This is a genomic window from Robiginitomaculum antarcticum DSM 21748 (assembly GCF_000365025.1).
Classification (GTDB): domain Bacteria; phylum Pseudomonadota; class Alphaproteobacteria; order Caulobacterales; family Maricaulaceae; genus Robiginitomaculum; species Robiginitomaculum antarcticum.
The window spans coordinates 1,293,405-1,310,187 of record NZ_KB823011.1 but is presented as its reverse complement, the minus strand read 5'-3'; the positions used below and the strand labels follow the sequence as shown (position 1 = coordinate 1,310,187).

General features: G+C 55.1%; 16 protein-coding genes. 7 read left to right on the top strand and 9 right to left on the bottom strand.

Annotation, left to right across the window (positions count from 1 at the left end):
* Positions 1-129 precede the first annotated feature (129 nt).
* Positions 130-993: a tRNA 2-thiocytidine(32) synthetase TtcA gene (gene ttcA / locus H142_RS0106255; RefSeq protein ID WP_017931256.1), complete on the top strand. Its 864-nt coding sequence runs from the start codon at positions 130-132 to the stop codon at positions 991-993.
* A 118-nt stretch (positions 994-1,111) separates the two neighbouring features.
* Here ttcA and H142_RS14640 read toward each other — a convergent pair whose 3' ends face one another.
* Positions 1,112-1,618 carry an alanine-zipper protein gene (locus H142_RS14640; protein ID WP_017931255.1) on the bottom strand — a complete coding sequence of 169 codons (507 nt, stop codon included), beginning with the start codon at positions 1,616-1,618 and terminating at the stop codon, positions 1,112-1,114.
* 195 nt (positions 1,619-1,813) lie between these two features.
* Between H142_RS14640 and H142_RS16210 the strand changes: the two genes are divergently transcribed.
* The gene (locus H142_RS16210; RefSeq protein WP_017931254.1) at positions 1,814-2,863 is read left to right on the top strand and encodes an META domain-containing protein; all 1,050 of its coding nucleotides are present in this window, start codon (positions 1,814-1,816) and stop codon (positions 2,861-2,863) included.
* A 1-nt stretch (position 2,864) separates the two neighbouring features.
* Here the strand turns inward: H142_RS16210 and H142_RS0106240 are convergent, their stop codons facing one another.
* From H142_RS0106240 to H142_RS0106230, 3 genes are all read right to left on the bottom strand, one after another.
* Positions 2,865-4,568, bottom strand: a complete 1,704-nt coding sequence (locus H142_RS0106240; RefSeq protein ID WP_017931253.1) for a DUF2207 domain-containing protein — start codon at positions 4,566-4,568, stop codon at positions 2,865-2,867.
* An 8-nt stretch (positions 4,569-4,576) separates the two neighbouring features.
* Positions 4,577-5,131 (bottom strand): LemA family protein, encoded by a 555-nt coding sequence (locus tag H142_RS0106235; protein ID WP_017931252.1) that lies wholly within the window; start codon positions 5,129-5,131, stop codon positions 4,577-4,579.
* 69 nt (positions 5,132-5,200) lie between these two features.
* The gene (locus tag H142_RS0106230) at positions 5,201-5,653 is read right to left on the bottom strand and encodes a hypothetical protein (protein WP_017931251.1); all 453 of its coding nucleotides are present in this window, start codon (positions 5,651-5,653) and stop codon (positions 5,201-5,203) included.
* An 84-nt stretch (positions 5,654-5,737) separates the two neighbouring features.
* Here H142_RS0106230 and H142_RS14630 point away from each other — a divergent pair, with 84 nt between their 5' ends.
* Positions 5,738-6,292 carry an NADPH-dependent FMN reductase gene (locus tag H142_RS14630; protein ID WP_017931250.1) on the top strand — a complete coding sequence of 185 codons (555 nt, stop codon included), beginning with the start codon at positions 5,738-5,740 and terminating at the stop codon, positions 6,290-6,292.
* Positions 6,243-6,983, top strand: coding sequence for an endonuclease III (gene nth / locus H142_RS0106220; protein ID WP_407689921.1), 741 nt, complete (start codon positions 6,243-6,245; stop codon positions 6,981-6,983). Before H142_RS14630 ends, nth begins: the two co-directional genes overlap by 50 nt.
* On the opposite strand, the gene H142_RS0106215 is transcribed toward nth, so the two are convergent.
* On the bottom strand, positions 6,980-7,456 hold the full coding sequence (locus H142_RS0106215; protein WP_017931248.1) for a low molecular weight protein-tyrosine-phosphatase: 477 nt from the start codon (positions 7,454-7,456) through the stop codon (positions 6,980-6,982). The two genes, nth and H142_RS0106215, sit on opposite strands and share 4 nt — an antisense overlap.
* A gap of 26 nt (positions 7,457-7,482) precedes the next feature.
* On the opposite strand from H142_RS0106215, the gene H142_RS0106210 reads away from it, so the two are divergent.
* Complete coding sequence (locus H142_RS0106210) at positions 7,483-8,190, top strand: NAD-dependent deacylase (RefSeq protein ID WP_017931247.1); 708 nt, start codon at positions 7,483-7,485, stop codon at positions 8,188-8,190.
* 75 nt (positions 8,191-8,265) lie between these two features.
* Here H142_RS0106210 and H142_RS0106205 read toward each other — a convergent pair whose 3' ends face one another.
* Positions 8,266-8,814, bottom strand: a complete 549-nt coding sequence (locus tag H142_RS0106205) for an ActR/PrrA/RegA family redox response regulator transcription factor (protein WP_017931246.1) — start codon at positions 8,812-8,814, stop codon at positions 8,266-8,268.
* 152 nt (positions 8,815-8,966) lie between these two features.
* Positions 8,967-10,295: an ActS/PrrB/RegB family redox-sensitive histidine kinase gene (locus tag H142_RS14625; protein ID WP_017931245.1), complete on the bottom strand. Its 1,329-nt coding sequence runs from the start codon at positions 10,293-10,295 to the stop codon at positions 8,967-8,969.
* Between the two features lie 61 nt (positions 10,296-10,356).
* Here H142_RS14625 and H142_RS0106195 point away from each other — a divergent pair, with 61 nt between their 5' ends.
* Complete coding sequence (locus tag H142_RS0106195) at positions 10,357-10,956, top strand: SCO family protein (protein ID WP_017931244.1); 600 nt, start codon at positions 10,357-10,359, stop codon at positions 10,954-10,956.
* A 2-nt stretch (positions 10,957-10,958) separates the two neighbouring features.
* Here H142_RS0106195 and H142_RS16205 read toward each other — a convergent pair whose 3' ends face one another.
* Together H142_RS16205 and H142_RS0106185 are read right to left on the bottom strand one after the other, a co-directional pair.
* Positions 10,959-12,611, bottom strand: a complete 1,653-nt coding sequence (locus tag H142_RS16205; RefSeq protein WP_017931243.1) for an EAL domain-containing protein — start codon at positions 12,609-12,611, stop codon at positions 10,959-10,961.
* Entirely contained in the window at positions 12,611-13,048 is a 438-nt protein-coding gene (locus tag H142_RS0106185; RefSeq protein ID WP_017931242.1) for a hypothetical protein, read from the bottom strand. Before H142_RS0106185 ends, H142_RS16205 begins: the two co-directional genes overlap by 1 nt.
* 211 nt (positions 13,049-13,259) lie before the next feature.
* Between H142_RS0106185 and putA the strand changes: the two genes are divergently transcribed.
* Complete coding sequence (putA, locus tag H142_RS14615) at positions 13,260-16,769, top strand: bifunctional proline dehydrogenase/L-glutamate gamma-semialdehyde dehydrogenase PutA (RefSeq protein WP_156811903.1); 3,510 nt, start codon at positions 13,260-13,262, stop codon at positions 16,767-16,769.
* Positions 16,770-16,783: the final 14 nt, after the last annotated feature.

Genomic DNA, 16,783 nt, shown 5'->3' with positions numbered 1-16,783 from the left:
GCGATAAAAAAGCCATATAAGTTTAAGCAAATCGCGCCGCTATGCAGCGCAATGATGAAATTTATGTCTCATGGCGCTCAATCCTGATAAGTGGCGGTCTTTGCGCGCCCTCTAAAGTGATACACAGCCATGATTAAAACTGTCGACTATACCCAGATTGCCCGCGAGCTGTTATCGCGCGCCCCGTCCAGCGCGAATTTCAATCATTTGCGAAAACGCCTGCGCCGACAAGCGGGTGAGACGATTTCGCGTTTCGGCATGATGCGCGCGGATGGCGCGCCGCAAAGATGGCTGGTCTGTCTATCGGGCGGGAAAGACAGCTATGCCCTGCTTGCGATATTACTGGATTTGAAAATGAGCGGCGAACTGCCCGTCGATCTGCTCGCCTGCAATTTGGATCAGAAACAGCCCGGCTTTCCGGCTCATATTCTACCTGACTGGCTGTCCGGGATTGGCATGCCTTACCGGATTGAGACGCGCGACACCTATTCCATCGTGACCGATAAAGTGCCGGAGGGGAAAACCTATTGTTCGCTATGCTCGCGGCTGCGCAGAGGCATATTATATCGCGTCGCACGCGAACAAGGCTGCAGCGCGGTTGTGCTGGGCCATCACCGCGAAGACGCACTGGCGACATTTATGATGAATATGACATATGGCGGACGCTTGGCGTCTATGCCGGCAAAGCTGCTTAATGACGAGGGGGATGTGACCGTGCTTCGCCCGCTGATTGAGACAGCCGAAGCGGATCTGGCCAAGCTTTCCGCCGCGCTGAATTGCCCGATTATTCCCTGTAACCTCTGCGGCTCCCAAGACGGGTTGCAGCGTCAAGCTATGGCCAAAAAACTGAATGCGTGGGACATGACCGCGCCCGGTACCAAATCCAACATGCTGCGCGCGCTGGGTCATATCCGCCCGTCACATCTGCATGATGACGCGCTGTTTGATTTTAAATCCCTTACGCCGCAGGGCGATGATAAAAACGTACCATAGAGAAAGGCTCTGCCGGAGATATTTGTCAAGAATACCCAATTATGTACGCTTATATAGTTGCATCATATAACAAAAAAAGCCCGCCATGTGGCGGGCTAAATCTTGAAATTAGATCACATTAAAAGTTAAAGTCGCCTGTTATCAAACAGGTGCCATTAGGCTGAGCCGTTGTGCCGGACGGACAATTTATACTTTGGGCGCGACGGGAATTCAAAGCTTGAGACGGCAGAGCGCGATCTGTCACTTCACCTTCTTTCACTTTCATTCGGGAGTACCCTTCGCCTCTAACTTCAGAAGTCTGGCCACCTTGACCCCATGCCGGCGCGTCATCATCGCGAACATCCATAGCCTTATCATGGCCTCGCATCTTGGCGTCCTCCTCCCGCATTTCGGCAGCTTCAGCCCGTATTTCAGCGGCTTTGTGAGCATCTTCACTTCTCAATTTGGCTTTTTCAGCTTTCATTTGGGCCTGCTCTGCTTTTGCGCGCGCATCATCGGCGCGTTCCATAGACTGCTCAACCTGCGCTTCGACTTTAATATTTTTCTTATCTTTACCCGGGTCGGCAAATGCCGGAGCTGCCATCATGCCAAGCAGCGCTGTAGTGATTACGATATTTTTTAACATATTTCCTCCTTAAGCGGCCTAGCCAAATTTTGGCCCAAGCGACTTTAATGATTATAAATGCCCCCTCAGGAGATTAGACATAATACTTATGAAACACACGTTACATTTTAAAATATTATTTTACCCCCCTCGGCCGCGGAACGCGGGGGCGAATTTATGCGTTATACTTTATGAATCCAAAAATAGAGGCCCGCTATGATAAAATCTCTTACCGCAATATCCGCTTTGACTCTCACTACAGTATTATCGGCCTGCGCTGCTCCGCAGACGGATACTCCGTGGCCGCGTCCCGAAGCGACTATAATGACGACGCAGATAACCGGACAAGTAGGTTACCGGGAGCGTATAGCGCTGCGGCCGGGCGGCTCGGTCGCCGTAACGCTTGAAGATGTCTCCATCATGGATCCGGCATCAAAAGTTCTGGCCCGTGATGATATTTCGATAGGCGGACAACAAGTCCCGATAGCCTTTACGCTCAATGTTGACCCGTCGGCGTTAAAGCCGCGCGGGCGCTACAGTGTCCGGGCCAAAATATTTGACCGCGACGGCAATCTGGAGTGGATAACCGATACCGCCTATCTGATTAAAACCAATGGCGAGGACCAGGATATGGGTCTGTTGCAATTGGTCAAAGTCGATGACGGAGCGGACAATACGGTTCCCTATTCGACCCATTATCTGTGCGGAACGCAAACTGTGCACGCGACATTTACAGGGGAAAATCTTGCCTTAGACATGGGCGGCCACAGCTATAATCTAACCCGCACAATTTCCGCCTCCGGCGCGAAATATTCACTCAACAGCCCTGACCATAAAGTTCTATTTTGGAGTAAAGGGGATAGCGCTTTTATGGAGATGAATGACGAAGCGCAAGTCAGCTGTATGGAAATCTCTGATACTGAAAACGCTCCCCTGCAAATAGATTTGACCGGGCGCGAATGGGTTGTCGAAGATATCGCCAATACCGGAATTATTGACAGCTCGCGGATGACGCTGAATTTTGACGCAAATGGGCGTCTATCGGGTCTGTCGGGCTGTAACAACTACACCACAGAATTTAGCCGTGACGGTATGAACCTGACGGCCGGCAACATTGCACTAACGCGCAGAGCTTGCGCGCCCGCCCTTATGAACCAAGAACAAAAGTTTCTGGACGTCTTAAGCGGCGTGCAAAGCTTTTATCATGACGGCACGGGAGCGCTCATTTTAAAAACGGCTGACGGCCGCCAAATTTTAGCGCGGTAAACTACCAGCCCCCGCCGCCGCCGCCGCCGCCACCGCCGCCCACAGAGCCGCCGCCCACAGAGCCTGAGGAGCTGGCAGGCGCAGCTGCGGCGACGCCTGTGGCCATCGCCGCGATCATGCCTTTGGTCATATTTGACATGCCGCCATGGCCCATAGTGCCGGAAATATTATTTAGCTGATGGTGTGCAGACTCGCGCGGCATGATGACTTCGAAATGCTCCGTCCACGGCTCTTCGACATCCAGTGCAATCGCGTAAGATAAGAAGCGCTCATATAGCTGCGTTGTCATAGGCGGCGGTCGTTTGCCCGTAATATCTGCAGCGTTCAGGCGGTCTTTTTCCGCCGTTTCCAGATAGAGGCGAAACCCTGCAATTTGTCTACGTAATTTCTGCCCGTCTGGCGTCGGGGCAGCGATCAGATAATTTGCCCCCGCCCAAGTGAGCAGCAGCGCCGCAATCAACGCAAAGCTAAGCGGCGCAAGTGTGCCGCGCGACAGAGTAACTCCCGCAATAATCCCGCCAAAGGCCAGCAAGGTGAATAGAAAAACATATCCGCCATTTCGTTTATAATAGGGATTGCCAAAATGCTTCGTCAGATAGGTGCTAAATTTGCGCGCCGCACTGGCAAATGCGGGGTTGGGCTTTCTGCCAAGCCTAACGGTTTTGCCTTTAAAAGCCTTGTCATACAGAAGCTGTTCTTCGGCGGGGAGGCCTTCGCCATTCTCATTATTTAATGTGATGATGGTTGTGACTTTTTTATCGACATCAATTTTCAAATAATCTTTGATCGCCAAATTGGTCAGTGTTGCGATGATTGGCTGATGACCCTTGATGCGTCGGTAATAAATATAGCTGGCCACAGCTGGAGATAGGTTTTCCGGCGGGCCATAAAGCGGAATAATTGGGCCTTTGTCCGGGTCACGGCCCACGCGATTCCAGCCCAGACCAAACATAGCGAGAAGCGCGGCAAGCGCCATACCCAGCGCCGCCGAGCCGCCATATTGCTCCCACCACTGCGCGCGTTTTTGCGCGGTGGTCAGCGGCGCAAAACTGCCTTGCTCAACGATCAAAGACATTGTCAGCCCTTCGAGGCGTGCAAAGGGCGTGTCGAAAACATACCGTGTGACGGGGCCTTCACGCGCAACCTGCGGCGCGGTGCGGCTATTGCTGCCCTGACCGCCGCGATAAAACACTATGCCGTCCGCATTAATACCGTCAGGCAATTTTAGCGTTATTTCGGCGCGATCAATTGGAAACAGCCAAAACGCCCCGATAGGGTTCCAATAAATCTCTTCGCGGCCATCAGCGCGGCGCAAGGCATTGGGGACGCGGTAGGAAATGGCATAAGTGTGAATTGCGTGCGAAACCATAATATCTTCATCGCCAATTCTAAGGCGCATTTGATTGCCGTTTCGGGAGGTCTCGTATTTGACGCGTTCACCGTCCAGTGTAACGCGAATATCTTCATATCTCTGCGGAATTTTCTGGCCGGTCTCACGCAGAAGGTAGCGCGGAAAATCGCGGAAAATACCCCGCCGGATTTGGTCGCCTTCAACATTGACCGTAATATTTTCTGTAATGATAAGGTCGCCGTTTTCCGTGGCTTCCATAGTGATACCGTAAGAGGTGATACGCTCTTCGGCATGGGCGTAACCCGCAAAGATGAGAGTAAGCGCAACCAATAATCCGATAAAAAATGACCGCATAATGGCTCCTAAAGGTCAATAGACGGCGCGAGGCGCTGTCCATGATCCATATTGAAATATTGCGCGTTATTAAAGCCGAACAGCCCGGCCACGATATTAAGCGGAAAGCTCTGGGCTGCCGTATTCATATTGCGCACTGTGCCGTTATAATAGCGCCGCGACATTTCGATCTTGTCTTCGGTCTCGGACAGCTCATTTTGCAAATCCAGAAAATTCTGACTGGCTTTCAGTTCGGGATAATCCTCGGCCACGGCAAGCAGTCGTCCTGCGCTGGCGGACAAAGCGCTTTCGGCCGCAGCGCGGGCCTGTGTGTCGTCCCCGGCGGCCAAAGCCTTGCCGCGCGTGGCCGCTATATCGGTAAACAGGTCACGTTCATGGGCCGCATAGCCTTTGACCGCAGAAACAAGATTGGGAATAAGGTCGGCGCGGCGCTTAAGCTGCACATCAATATCCGCCCAGCCCGAAGAGACGTGCTGGCGCAATTTCACGAATTTATTATAGATGGCAATCAAAGCGCCGAGTAGAACTATAGCAGCAATGATGAGAATAATGACGGTGTTCATACGGCCCCCTTATATGGGGCTAATGTCGCGATTTAGGGATGCGCCGTCAAGCCAGTCATTGGGTGAGTGTTAGGCTATTCTGGCCAGTTCGTCATCCAGCGTTCCGGACGCGCCGCGATAATATATACGCGCCCCCATAAAGGCCGTCACGGCCCAGCCGGCCAGCAAGCCGCCAAACAGCATGAACTGCCAAACCAGATATCCGGGCTCAAATTCGCGCGGCTGACCCGACCAGCGCCAGAGATATTCATAGCCCCATTGCATGGCGATGAGCAAAACAGGCGTTATCAAACAGACTCCGATCATGGTTATAGCAATATAGGCCGCTCCGCGCGGGCCATGAGCGCGGCGATAGGCCGTGACAAATTGCGTTTCGGTGACATTAGTCGGAACCAGGCCGTCCTCTCGGCGGTAATTATATTCACGTAGGGCTTCTGCGGTGAGGCCGCGATAGCCTGTAAATGTACGCAAAGCGAAAATAAACGCCACGACGAGGCAAATGGTGATAACAACAAGAATCATTTAATTCAGCTTTCCGTCACGCGGTGAGTAACTCTTATACGTAATATAATCACACTTTAGCAAATTCCAAATGACAGGACTGACATGAAAGCACTTATTTTTTCCGGATCGACCCGCAGTGGCTCTATCAATCGCAAACTGACGGGCGCGCTCATCCTAAAATTAGAGGATGCCGGATTTGAGGTCACGCAAATCTCGCTCTCCGATTATGACATGCCGATTTATAACGGCGATTGGGAAGACAAGCATGGTGCGCCTGAGTCCGCCAAAAAGCTGGCTGCGCACTTTAAATCCCATGACGCCGTGATTATAGTCTCGCCGGAATATAATGGCGGCCTGCCGGGTCTGCTGAAAAATACGATTGATTGGCTGACACGGCTGGGCGATATGAAGCATTACCATAGCCCGGTTTTTGGGATTGCGTCCTGCACCCCCGGCGCGATGAGCGGCATTATGTGCATGCGCCAGATCAATTACATTCTGGGCCGTCTGGGGGGCGAAGTTCTCCCGGTGCAATGCGGCGTCGGAAATGCTGGCGATGCGTTTACAGATGATGGCTTGCTCGCGCGTGACAATGATATCAAACTCGCTGAAAAATTCGCCGACGGTCTCAAAACCCGCGTCGCCCGCAAAGGCTGACGTGACACCTCAAAAAGAAAAACTGTATAAAAAGCTCCCGCGTCCAAAACTGACGCGGGCGCGAATTCATATGCTGTATGAACGCCTCAAAGCTCTCGATCCCGCCCCGCGCACGGAGTTGGTTTACTCCAATCCCTATACGCTGACCGTCGCCGTCGCCCTCTCCGCGCAGGCGACGGATGTTGGTGTGAACAAGGCGACCGGGCCGTTATTTGCCGTGGCCGATACGCCGCAAAAAATGCTTGATCTGGGTGAGGATACGGTACGTGATTATATAAAAACAATTGGGCTTTATCGCAATAAATCCAAGAACGTCATTGCGCTGTCAAAAATGATTATTGATGACTTTGCCGGTGAGGTTCCGCGCAGCCGTGAGGAGCTTATGCGCCTTCCGGGCGTGGGGCGCAAAACCGCTAATGTCGTGCTCAATGAGGCCTATAATATCCCCGCTATGGCGGTTGATACGCATATTTTTCGCGTCTCAAACCGGACAGGCATGGCGCCCGGTAAAGACCCGCTGGAGGTTGAGCTTAATCTGCTTCGCGTCACAGCAGACGAGCATTTACTTCACGCCCATCATTGGCTGATCCTGCACGGGCGCTATACCTGCGTGGCGCGCACGCCCAGATGCCAGAACTGCGCGGTTATCGATATTTGCAAATATAGTAAAAAGACGCAGCCGAAAAACTAGGATCTAATTTTCGCAATCAAGCCGTCACTGGCGCGCTCAATCATATCCAGCACAGTTTCAAAGCCCTGCGGCCCGCCATAATAGGGGTCTGGCACATCACGGCCTGTATCCTGCGCGCCGCTAAAATCGCAAAACAGTCCCAAATGCCCTGAATAAGTGACGGGTTTCATCGCATTTAGATGGGCAAGGTTTTCACTGTCCATGGCCAGTACATAATCAAAGCGAGCAAAATCCAGACCTTCAACCGCCCGCGCGCTTTGGCCGGTAAAATCATAGCCGCGCCGCTCTCCTGCGTCCATCGCGCGCGCGTCCGGCGGCTCTCCGGCATGCCATGCACCTGTGCCCGCGCTGTCTATTTCGACGTCCAATCCGGCGGCTTTGGCGCGTGCGCGAAATACGGCCTCTGCAGTAGGGCTGCGGCATATGTTTCCGAGGCAGACGAAGAGGACTGAAGGTTTATGGTCTTGACGCATAATGCGTTTCTATATCTCTTGGCGCGATGAGCAAGAACATCGTCATATTATCCGGCGCGGGGATTAGCGCCGAGAGCGGGATTAAAACCTTCCGTGATGCAGGCGGGCTGTGGGAAGATCATCCGGTGGAGCAGGTCGCTACCCCCGAAGGCTTTGCCGCGGATCCCGTGCTTGTTCAACGATTTTATAATTTGCGGCGCGCAGCTCTCAAAACCGTGACGCCCAACGCCGCCCATATTGCACTGGCCCGCCTGCAATCTGAGATTAGGGCGCGCGGCGGTGACGTCATGATTGTCACCCAGAATGTGGATGATCTGCACGAGCGCGGCGGGGCGAAATATGTCCTGCATATGCATGGAGAACTGAAACGTGTGTTTTGCACAGCCTGTGATTTTCACGCAGATTGGGACGGCGATGTTAGTGTCGATACGCCGTGCCTCGCTTGCAGGACGGTTGGAACCGTTCGTCCCGACATCGTCTGGTTCGGCGAAATTCCGCATCACATGGACGCCATAGACCGCGCGCTTAGCCAGTGCGATTTATTCGTCTCTATCGGGACCAGCGGCGCGGTCTATCCCGCCGCCGGATTTGTGCGCGTCGCTAAGCATTACGGCGCGCAGACGCTGGAGCTAAATCTCGAGCCATCAGAGGGCAACCTTTATTTCGACGAGACCCGCCTCGGCAAAGCCGGAAACACCGTTCCGGCCTGGGTCGAAAATATTCTTGCGGGGTAGTGCGCGGCTTTTAGCGCGGCGCAACGGGCACGGCGATTCGCGATTTTCTATCCCCCGCACAGAAAATTTAATCGCTCAGCGCGGCGCCCGTTTCGCCAAAATACGCTGCAATGTGCGGCGGTGCATGTTCAGTCGGCGCGCCGTTTCAGAAACGTTTTTCCCGCATAGCTCATAGACGCGCTGAATATGTTCCCAGCGTACGCGGTCGGCGCTCATCGGGTTTTCCGGCGGCTCGGGACTATCGCCGGGCATGGCGAGCAAAGCTTTGCAGACATCATCGGCGTCAGCAGGCTTGGCGAGATAGTCCACCGCGCCGGCTTTGACGGCGGCGACGGCAGTCGCCAGATTGCCGTACCCCGTCAGCATCACAATTTTGCAATCGGGACGCGCGCGGTACAGCTCTTCGACAACGTCGAGGCCGTTGCCGTCCTCCAGCCGCATATCCAGAACCGCAAAGGCGGGGGGATTGGCGCGCGCGACGGCTTTGGCTTCAGTTACGGTTTCAAGCGCGCTGACGGTAAATCCGCGCTGCTCTAAGGCGCGGGCCATGCGGTTTCGAAACGGGCCGTCATCGTCCAGCATCATTAATGTAGCATCTTCGGGAAGGTCGTATTTTGTCGACATTGTCGTCTCCTGTATGTCGCGCGGCCACGATGGTCACGCTGCTCTACATGTGTCGGAATGTTATAGTCCTTGGGTTCCTACGTCTATATAGGTGTTTTCGATTGATTTGTCAGACAGAGCGGATCTGCATTTTTGCATAACTCATTATCCGGCTACAATTTTGCGCGCGCCTCAAACCGCGCGCGGGGCCAGCGTATCCGCACAAATGCCCCCGGATTGCGGCGTCGGTTACCAAAGGTGACAGTCCCGCCCGTGCGCTCAATCAGGGTTTTCGCAATAAAGAATCCCAGACCCAGCCCGCCAGCTTGATCCGCGCGGCCCTCACGCGATGTCACATAAGGCTCGCCGAGCCGCGAGCGCACTTGCGGCTCAAACCCTTTGCCGTCATCGAGCACATCAATATGGACATATTCATTATCCCATCGCCCGCGCAGGGTGACGGTGGTGCGGGCGAAATCCACGGCGTTCTCGACCAAATTTGTCAGGCCGTAAATAATCTCCGGCGAGCGGCGAAGCGCAAGGGTTCCCGTGTGATCCATCAGCTCAATCTCGATCTGCGTTCCGAAGCCGGTGAAGGGGTCGACCACCTCATCAAATAACCCGCCCAATGTAATGACATCGTGAATGGCGTCGCCTTCATCGCCACGGCGTCCGAGCTGTTGCAATATATCGCGGCAGCGTTTGGCCTGATCCACGACCAATCGCGCATCTTCATACATCCCGCTATCCGGTGGAAGCTCATTGGCCATTTCCTTAGCCGTGACTTGTATAGTGGCCAGCGGCGTGCCCAGCTCATGCGCCGCCGCCGCCGCAAGGCCACCCAGCGCGGAAAGCTTTTGCTCTTGCGCCAACACAGCTTCTGTTACCGACAGCGCATTGGACATACGCTGTGATTCCGAGGAGGCCCGCCACGCATAAAGCGAGGTAAATCCCATACCGATCATCAGCGCCGTCCACAGGCCAAATTTATAGGTCGCAGGCAGCGAAAATGACTGCCCTGCAAACCACGGAAGCGGCGCGCTATAATGCATCAAAATCAGCGAAAGCATTGCCGTCAATCCCATAAGGAAGGCGACCACGGGCAAACGCAGGGTCGCCGCGCTGGTCACCACGGGGCCGATAAATAATAAGACGAAAGGGTTGGTCAGTCCGCCCGACAACCATAATAATGCGGCAAGCTGCACGATATCAAAACCCAGCTGCAACACGGCCTCTCCATCAGAGACGCGGCGGTCCAGCGGCGCGAGTATCGCCACGGCCAGATTGACCAGCGCGCTGGTTCCGATAACCGCAATGGCAGGCAATACCGGCATTGCAAAGCGCAGACCCAGAACGACGATGAGAACGGCCAAAGCCTGTCCGGCGACGGCGCCCCAGCGCAAATTGACGAGCGTACTGCGACGCAGCCGACCCGGCGCGATACGCGCAAGTCCACTGCGCTGTGACTGTTCGGGTAAATCTTCTGCGATGTCCGGTCTCATAGACGCACAGCTTGCCACGCGCTATGGCCCGCGCAAAGCCCGTATTTAACCGGAGTGCATTATGAAAACCGTATTTATTCTCTCGGCTCTATTATCACTGGCCGTTCTTCCCGCTTGTCAGCCCGAAACGCCTGTGGCGCGCTCCGGCCCGGTGGTAAGCTCAGGAACAGCGCAGGTCGGCGGGCCGTTTACTTTGGTCAACGGCGCAGGCGAAACTGTGACCGACAAAGACTTCCTCGGTCAGCCGCAGCTGATCTATTTTGGCTTTACCTATTGTCCGGATGTGTGCCCGATGGGCTTACAGCAAATGGGCGCGGCAACAGACCTGCTCGGTAGAGATGCTGAAAAATTGCAGACGATTTTAATCTCACTCGATCCCGAACGCGATACACCTGGTATCATGGCGCAATATGTGACCGGAAACGGCTTTCCGGATAATTTAATCGGTTTGACCGGAAGCGTAGAGCAAGTCGACACCGCCAAAGCCGCGTTTAAAGTTTACGCAAAAAAGGTTTCGATGGGCGCCGACACGGATGATTACACGGTAGATCATTCGAGCTTGATGTATCTGATGGATAAGGACGGCAAATTCGCCGCCTTTTTCACCAAAGATGATAGTCCTGAAACTATTGCTAAGCGTATTAAGCCCTATCTTAAATAACGCTATCCGGTCTCGGCCAATCGTGCAGACCGGAGCGGCCAGTCGGGAGTGGCGACAGGCGCGCCGTATAAATAGCCTTGCAAATAATCGACGCCGAAACGGCGCAGCATGTCGGCATCGGCGTCATTGGTGACAAATTCTGCGACAGTTTTAACGTCAAAAGTCTGCGCCATATCAACAATCATTTTGACGAAGACCTGCTTGTGCGGAGTCAGGGCAATATCGCGGACAAAGCTGCCATCGATTTTAATCTGGTCGGCTTCGATCGCGAGCAGGTTCTGGAAGCTGGTGTGTCCTGCGCCAAAATCATCGACAGCGAAGCGGCAGCCCAGCGCGCGGACGCGGCCGGAAAACGCGCCTGCCGCTGAAGGATCATCCAGCGCTACCGTCTCGGTCAGCTCTATCGTCAGCTGCGCCGCCTGCGGGCCCAGCGCGTTGAGCGCGGCGATATAGTCTCTGGCCGCGTCCGCATTCTGGAGCGTGGCTGCGGAAATATTGAGCGCGAGCGCGATGTCATGACGCGCCGCCAGCATTTGCGTCGCAATATCCAGAGCGCGCTTATCGAGCAAATGCACAAGACCCAAACGTTCAGCCGCATCAATCAGCGGCCACGCTGAAACGCGGCGGCCATCCGGCAAGGTCAAGCGCAACAGCGCTTCGAAATGATGGACGGATGCATCGCGCGCATCAACGATGGGTTGGTAAGCCAGCGTAATACGCTGCTCTTCGAGCGCGCTCAATATATCATCTGCAGTGAAGACGTTATCGATATCACGCGGCGTCTCCTGCGCATCGCTGCCGTCCAATTTCTGCTTAAGACTGAACAGCGCCGCGCGCGCATCCGCGCTGTTATCATCAATTGTGATGTGAGCCGTGTCAAAAGCGGCCCTGACCGCGCCTCTGGGCAGGATAAAGGGCGGGTCTGTTATCTGCGTCATCAGCGCGCCGAAACGCGACAGATCAGCGCTCCCGTCTTCGCCGTATAATCCGGCTATAAATGTGTCATGCGAGACCCGGGCGGCAAACTCCGGCGCGTCTAAGACGTCACTCATGCGCAGCGATATTTCGCGCAAAATACGGTTCAAAGCGGTCTGCCCATGCTCGATATATAATCTATCGATGTCAGCGATTTTAAACGCCATCAGTGCTCCAGACATGCCAAACCGCGCGGATACATCAATCAGTGTTTGCACCGCGGTGCTCGCAGCCGCGCCCTTGGGCAGGCCGGTTACGGTACAGCGGCTGCCATGGCGCAAGGCGTCATCTATCCGCGCCGCCTGAGTCGAAATATCACGCCACACAATAAGCAGCTTTGTCGCGCGCTCGCCCTCACCGGATAATCTGCGCGTGTGTTCTTCGAGCGTGATTTTAGCGCCATCAGGGCGGGTGTACGTATAGGGTATCCGGTATTTTGATCCGTCGAAGCGAAGGGTTTGCAGCGCGGCGTCGCGCTCCATGCCTGTCATATTAGCCGCCAACGCATTGACCGTTTTTGGCGCATCTCCCGCGTCAAAGCCAAATAAAGCTTCCGCCGCCGAGATACTTTCAAATGTAATGCACCCGTCATCGATAATGGCGCAGACCGCGCCTGTGAGATCCAGCGCCATACGCGCGGCGCAGTCCATATCGGTCATATGAACAGGCGCAGACGGCATTAATCACCAAAGCCTTCTCCGACACCGAAATCACGGCGTGCAGCGGCGATTGTGACCATAAATCCGGCCATAACGTCCAGCAGAGTCATCAAAGTTATTAAAAAGAAGATCGAGCTGGCAAAAGCGCCGAACATCAAAAACTCGATCAGACAGACGATAAAGATTACCATAGAGAAAGCGTGATTCATCACGGCGGCTTTGCCTGTGCCTGTCGATTTTAAAAGTTCAAAAAATAGCATCAATAAAGCGAGCGCAATCAGCGCCGCGCCGGGGGTAATATCCCATGTCGCGCCGGACGCCATCGGCACAGATATGAAGTCAGTATCGAGCCGCGCGCGCACCCAGTCTGCACTGGCAAATGTTTCCCCGCTCCATGCGATGACGTTATAAATCGCCACCGGAATGAACATGAGGGGAATAATTGTCATAAATCCCATAGTGTCTCTCCCACGGCGCGGCCTTGCGCGCCCAATCAAATATCGCGGCGCCGCCCCGGCGCGCGAATCAAGTCTTAATGAAGGCTAAACACATATGGCTAGCAAGGTGTTAACGCGATATGGGACGTCTTTTCGCTTTGCGAGCACAGATTTACACGATAATCAGCTCCTTTCACCCCGCGCCGACACGAGCGCATTTTCGGGCGCGCATATGACATTTAATCCTGTAGACGTTCTCAAGACCGAGTTCACGAACCGCCCGCCCGAAGACATCTGGCCATCGGTGACAGCGCATTATGACGTTGATGAAACGGATTGGCTCACCCGCCTTACGCCGCTTGCGGCGCCGCGCGGCAATGAAGCACAGCAGATTGAAGAACTGGCCGGGGAGTTGATTGCCGCCGTGCGTCACAACGGCGAAGGCCTGCATAAAATCGACGCGCTTCTTTTAGAGTATTCGCTGGATACCCGCGAAGGCGTTTTGCTGATGTGTCTGGCCGAAGCGCTTTTGCGTGTGCCCGACAAGGACACGGCAGACGCCCTGATTGAAGACAAGATCGGCGGGGCCAATTGGAACGCCCATCTCGGACAATCCGAGAGCCTCTTCGCCAATGCTTCGACATGGGGCTTAATGGTGGCGGGCAAGGTGGTCACGCTGGATAAAAAGCAGGGGGCGGGCCTACTCTCCAAACTGGTTGATAATGCCTCCGAGCCCGTCGTCCGCAAAGCCATGCGCGAGGCGATGAAAATAATGGGCCGTCATTTTGTGCTCGGCCAGACCATTGGCGAGGCGCTTAAACGCGCGCGCAAAGACCGCGACCTAGGCGCCAGCCACAGCTTCGATATGCTGGGCGAAGCGGCGCTGACCGAAGAGGATGCCAGCCGCTACGAAGCCGCCTACGCTGCCGCGATTACGGCCATGGGCAAAGAGCGCTATGAAGGCAAGACAAACCGCGCGGCGACGATCTCAATCAAGCTCTCCGCCCTGCATCCGCGCTATGACGTCTCCCAAACTGACCGCGTTATGACCGAAATGTCCGCGCGGGTGAAACGTCTGCTGGTTCAAGCGCGAAGCGAAGGCGTTGGCGTGAATATCGACGCCGAGGAAGCCGACCGGCTCGAGCTGTCGCTTAAACTCTATGAGCAACTCTTTACCGATCCTGACCTGCTGGGCTGGGGCGAGCTGGGCATCGTTGTGCAGGCCTATTCCAAACGCGCTCTGCCTGTGCTGGCGTGGATTACGGCGCTCGCCAAATATCACAAACAGCGCATTCCCGTGCGCCTTGTCAAAGGCGCCTATTGGGACGCCGAACTTAAAAAATCACAGCAAAAAGGCCTGCCCGATTATCCGGTTTATACGCAGAAACCGGCGACGGATTTATCCTATCTGGCCTGCGCGCGCTTCATGCTGAGCAAAGCAACCGAGGGCGCTATATACCCGCAATTTGCGACTCATAATGCCCATAGCGTTGCCGCCATCCGCGCTATGGCGCCCGAAGATCGTAATTATGAATTTCAACGTCTGAACGGAATGGGCGACGCGCTGTATGACGAAGTGCTAAAACGCTTCGGCGTCAATGTATGCATCTATGCGCCCGTAGGACACCACAAAGATTTGCTCGCTTATCTGGTGCGCCGCTTGCTTGAAAACGGGGCCAATAGCTCTTTCGTTCACCGTCTGATTGACGCGCAGACCCCGATTGGAGAGCTCACAACCCATCCGGTCAATGACCTTAATCTTAGCCTGTCGCCGATTCCGAAACCCGCTCATATTCTGCCCGGGCGGGAAAATTCCAGAGGCGTAAATCTGGATATTGAAAGCCAGTGGCAACCGCTGCGCAAGGCCGTAGAAACAGCCGCGCAAACCAAGCCGGTCGCAAAACCGATTATCCTTGGCAAAGAAAAGCGCGGCGAGGCTCAGCCCCTGCCGTGCCCCTTTGATCACAGCCAGATTGCAGGCCATGTCATATGGGCCAAGCCGGAAGATGTGACGGCGGCGCTGGATAAAAAAGTGAAAAGCGATTGGCCTGTAGCGCAGCGCGCCGTATGGGCGCGCGATCTTGCAGATCGTCTGGACGCCGATATGCCGGCGCTTATTGCGCTATGCCAAAGCGAGGCGGGCAAAACATGGCAGGACGGCATTGACGAGATTCGAGAAGCTGTCGATTTTTGCCGGTATTACGCGGATCAGCTTGAAGCCTTGCCAGACAGCTTTATCGGCTCAAATGGCCAAAGCGTATCGCTGGACTACGCACCGCGCGGCACATTTGCCTGTATCTCACCGTGGAATTTCCCGCTCGCCATTTTCCTAGGCCAGGTCGTCGCCGCATTACTGGGCGCAAACCGCGTGATCGCCAAACCCGCGCAGCAAACGCCGCTCATCGCTTATGCCGCCAGCCGCCATATGATGGATGCGGGCTTGCCGAAAGACCGCTATATTTTCGCGCCGGGCGGGCCCGATCTGGGCCAGACGATCACGGCCCATCCCGCCATTGACGGGCTGGCCTTTACCGGATCCACCAACACAGCGCGCAAGATCAATCAAAGCCTCGCCGCGCGCGACGCAGCGCCTGCTATTGTCATTGCCGAGACGGGAGGGCTGAACGCCATGATCGTGGACAGCACGGCCCTGCCCGAACAGGTTGCCGTCGACGCCGTGCGCAGCGCCTTTCACAGCGCGGGGCAGCGCTGCTCTTCGGCGCGCATTCTCTATCTGCAAGACGAGATTTATGACCGTGTTGTCCCGATGATTACGGGCATGATGGCGCAGCTGCGTTTGGGCGACCCGCGTCCGCGCGCCGCCGATATCGGCCCCGTCATTGACGCGCAGGCTAAATCCAAATTAGACGCGCATATTCAGGCGCATAAAAATAATATCGTCTATCAAACGGCGATGGACGCGGCCTGTGACGCGGGAACATTTGTTGCCCCAACGCTGATCAAAGTGGGCGGCATCACAGATCTCGTCGAAGAACAATTCGGCCCCGTCTTGCATGTGGCGCGGTTCAAAGCATCCAAGCTGGATGCGGTTATCTCCGATATAAACGCCTCCGGTTACGGCCTGACCTTTGGCGTGCAAAGCCGCATTGACGCGACGTGTACCCGCATTGCAAAGGCCGTTCGCGTCGGAAATGTCTATGTCAATCGCGACCAGGTCGGCGCTGTTGTCGGGGTGCAGCCCTTTGGCGGGCGCGGCCTGTCCGGGACGGGGCCCAAGGCGGGCGGGCCGCATTACCTGCCGCGATTTATGAATGTTACGGCGGCGGAGCTCACCGATCCGTCTATGGTCTGGCGCGAAGGTCTGGCCAAGATTGAACTGGCAGAGACGCCCCTGCCCGGCCCGACAGGAGAGGATAACCGCCTCTCCTACGCGCCCAAAGGCACCATCGCCGTGCTCTGCGGCGCGCCGAAATTTCAAGTCATAGCCGATGATATGGCCTATTGCGCCACGCTGGCGGGTAATGTCGTTATCATCGCTGATAATTACGAAAAACTACCGCAGGATATTGACGGGATTGTTTATGCCGGCCCCGCAGACAATGTGGTTGAGCTAAACCGCAAACTCGCAAATCGCGAGGGCGCAATTATTCTGCGTTTCTTTATCTCGGACGCAAAGCGCGCGCCTCTGCCAGATGATCTGCATTATTTTGTCACTGAGAAAGTCATCACAATTAATACGGCAGCGATTGGCGGCAATGCCGAACTATTAGGGCTGAGCTAGAGCCAATAGCCGCG

Bases quoted from the DNA above. Each gene is read 5' to 3' on its own strand.
- ttcA (WP_017931256.1), top strand. From the start codon at position 130: ATGATTAAAACTGTCGACTATACCCAGATTGCCCGCGAGCTGTTATCG.
- H142_RS14640 (WP_017931255.1), bottom strand. From the start codon at position 1,618: ATGTTAAAAAATATCGTAATCACTACAGCGCTGCTTGGCATGATGGCA.
- H142_RS16210 (WP_017931254.1), top strand. From the start codon at position 1,814: ATGATAAAATCTCTTACCGCAATATCCGCTTTGACTCTCACTACAGTA.
- H142_RS0106240 (WP_017931253.1), bottom strand. From the start codon at position 4,568: ATGCGGTCATTTTTTATCGGATTATTGGTTGCGCTTACTCTCATCTTT.
- H142_RS0106235 (WP_017931252.1), bottom strand. From the start codon at position 5,131: ATGAACACCGTCATTATTCTCATCATTGCTGCTATAGTTCTACTCGGC.
- H142_RS0106230 (WP_017931251.1), bottom strand. From the start codon at position 5,653: ATGATTCTTGTTGTTATCACCATTTGCCTCGTCGTGGCGTTTATTTTC.
- H142_RS14630 (WP_017931250.1), top strand. From the start codon at position 5,738: ATGAAAGCACTTATTTTTTCCGGATCGACCCGCAGTGGCTCTATCAAT.
- H142_RS0106215 (WP_017931248.1), bottom strand. From the start codon at position 7,456: ATGCGTCAAGACCATAAACCTTCAGTCCTCTTCGTCTGCCTCGGAAAC.
- H142_RS0106210 (WP_017931247.1), top strand. From the start codon at position 7,483: ATGAGCAAGAACATCGTCATATTATCCGGCGCGGGGATTAGCGCCGAG.
- H142_RS0106205 (WP_017931246.1), bottom strand. From the start codon at position 8,814: ATGTCGACAAAATACGACCTTCCCGAAGATGCTACATTAATGATGCTG.
- H142_RS14625 (WP_017931245.1), bottom strand. From the start codon at position 10,295: ATGAGACCGGACATCGCAGAAGATTTACCCGAACAGTCACAGCGCAGT.
- H142_RS0106195 (WP_017931244.1), top strand. From the start codon at position 10,357: ATGAAAACCGTATTTATTCTCTCGGCTCTATTATCACTGGCCGTTCTT.
- H142_RS16205 (WP_017931243.1), bottom strand. From the start codon at position 12,611: ATGCCGTCTGCGCCTGTTCATATGACCGATATGGACTGCGCCGCGCGT.
- H142_RS0106185 (WP_017931242.1), bottom strand. From the start codon at position 13,048: ATGGGATTTATGACAATTATTCCCCTCATGTTCATTCCGGTGGCGATT.
- putA (WP_156811903.1), top strand. From the start codon at position 13,260: ATGACATTTAATCCTGTAGACGTTCTCAAGACCGAGTTCACGAACCGC.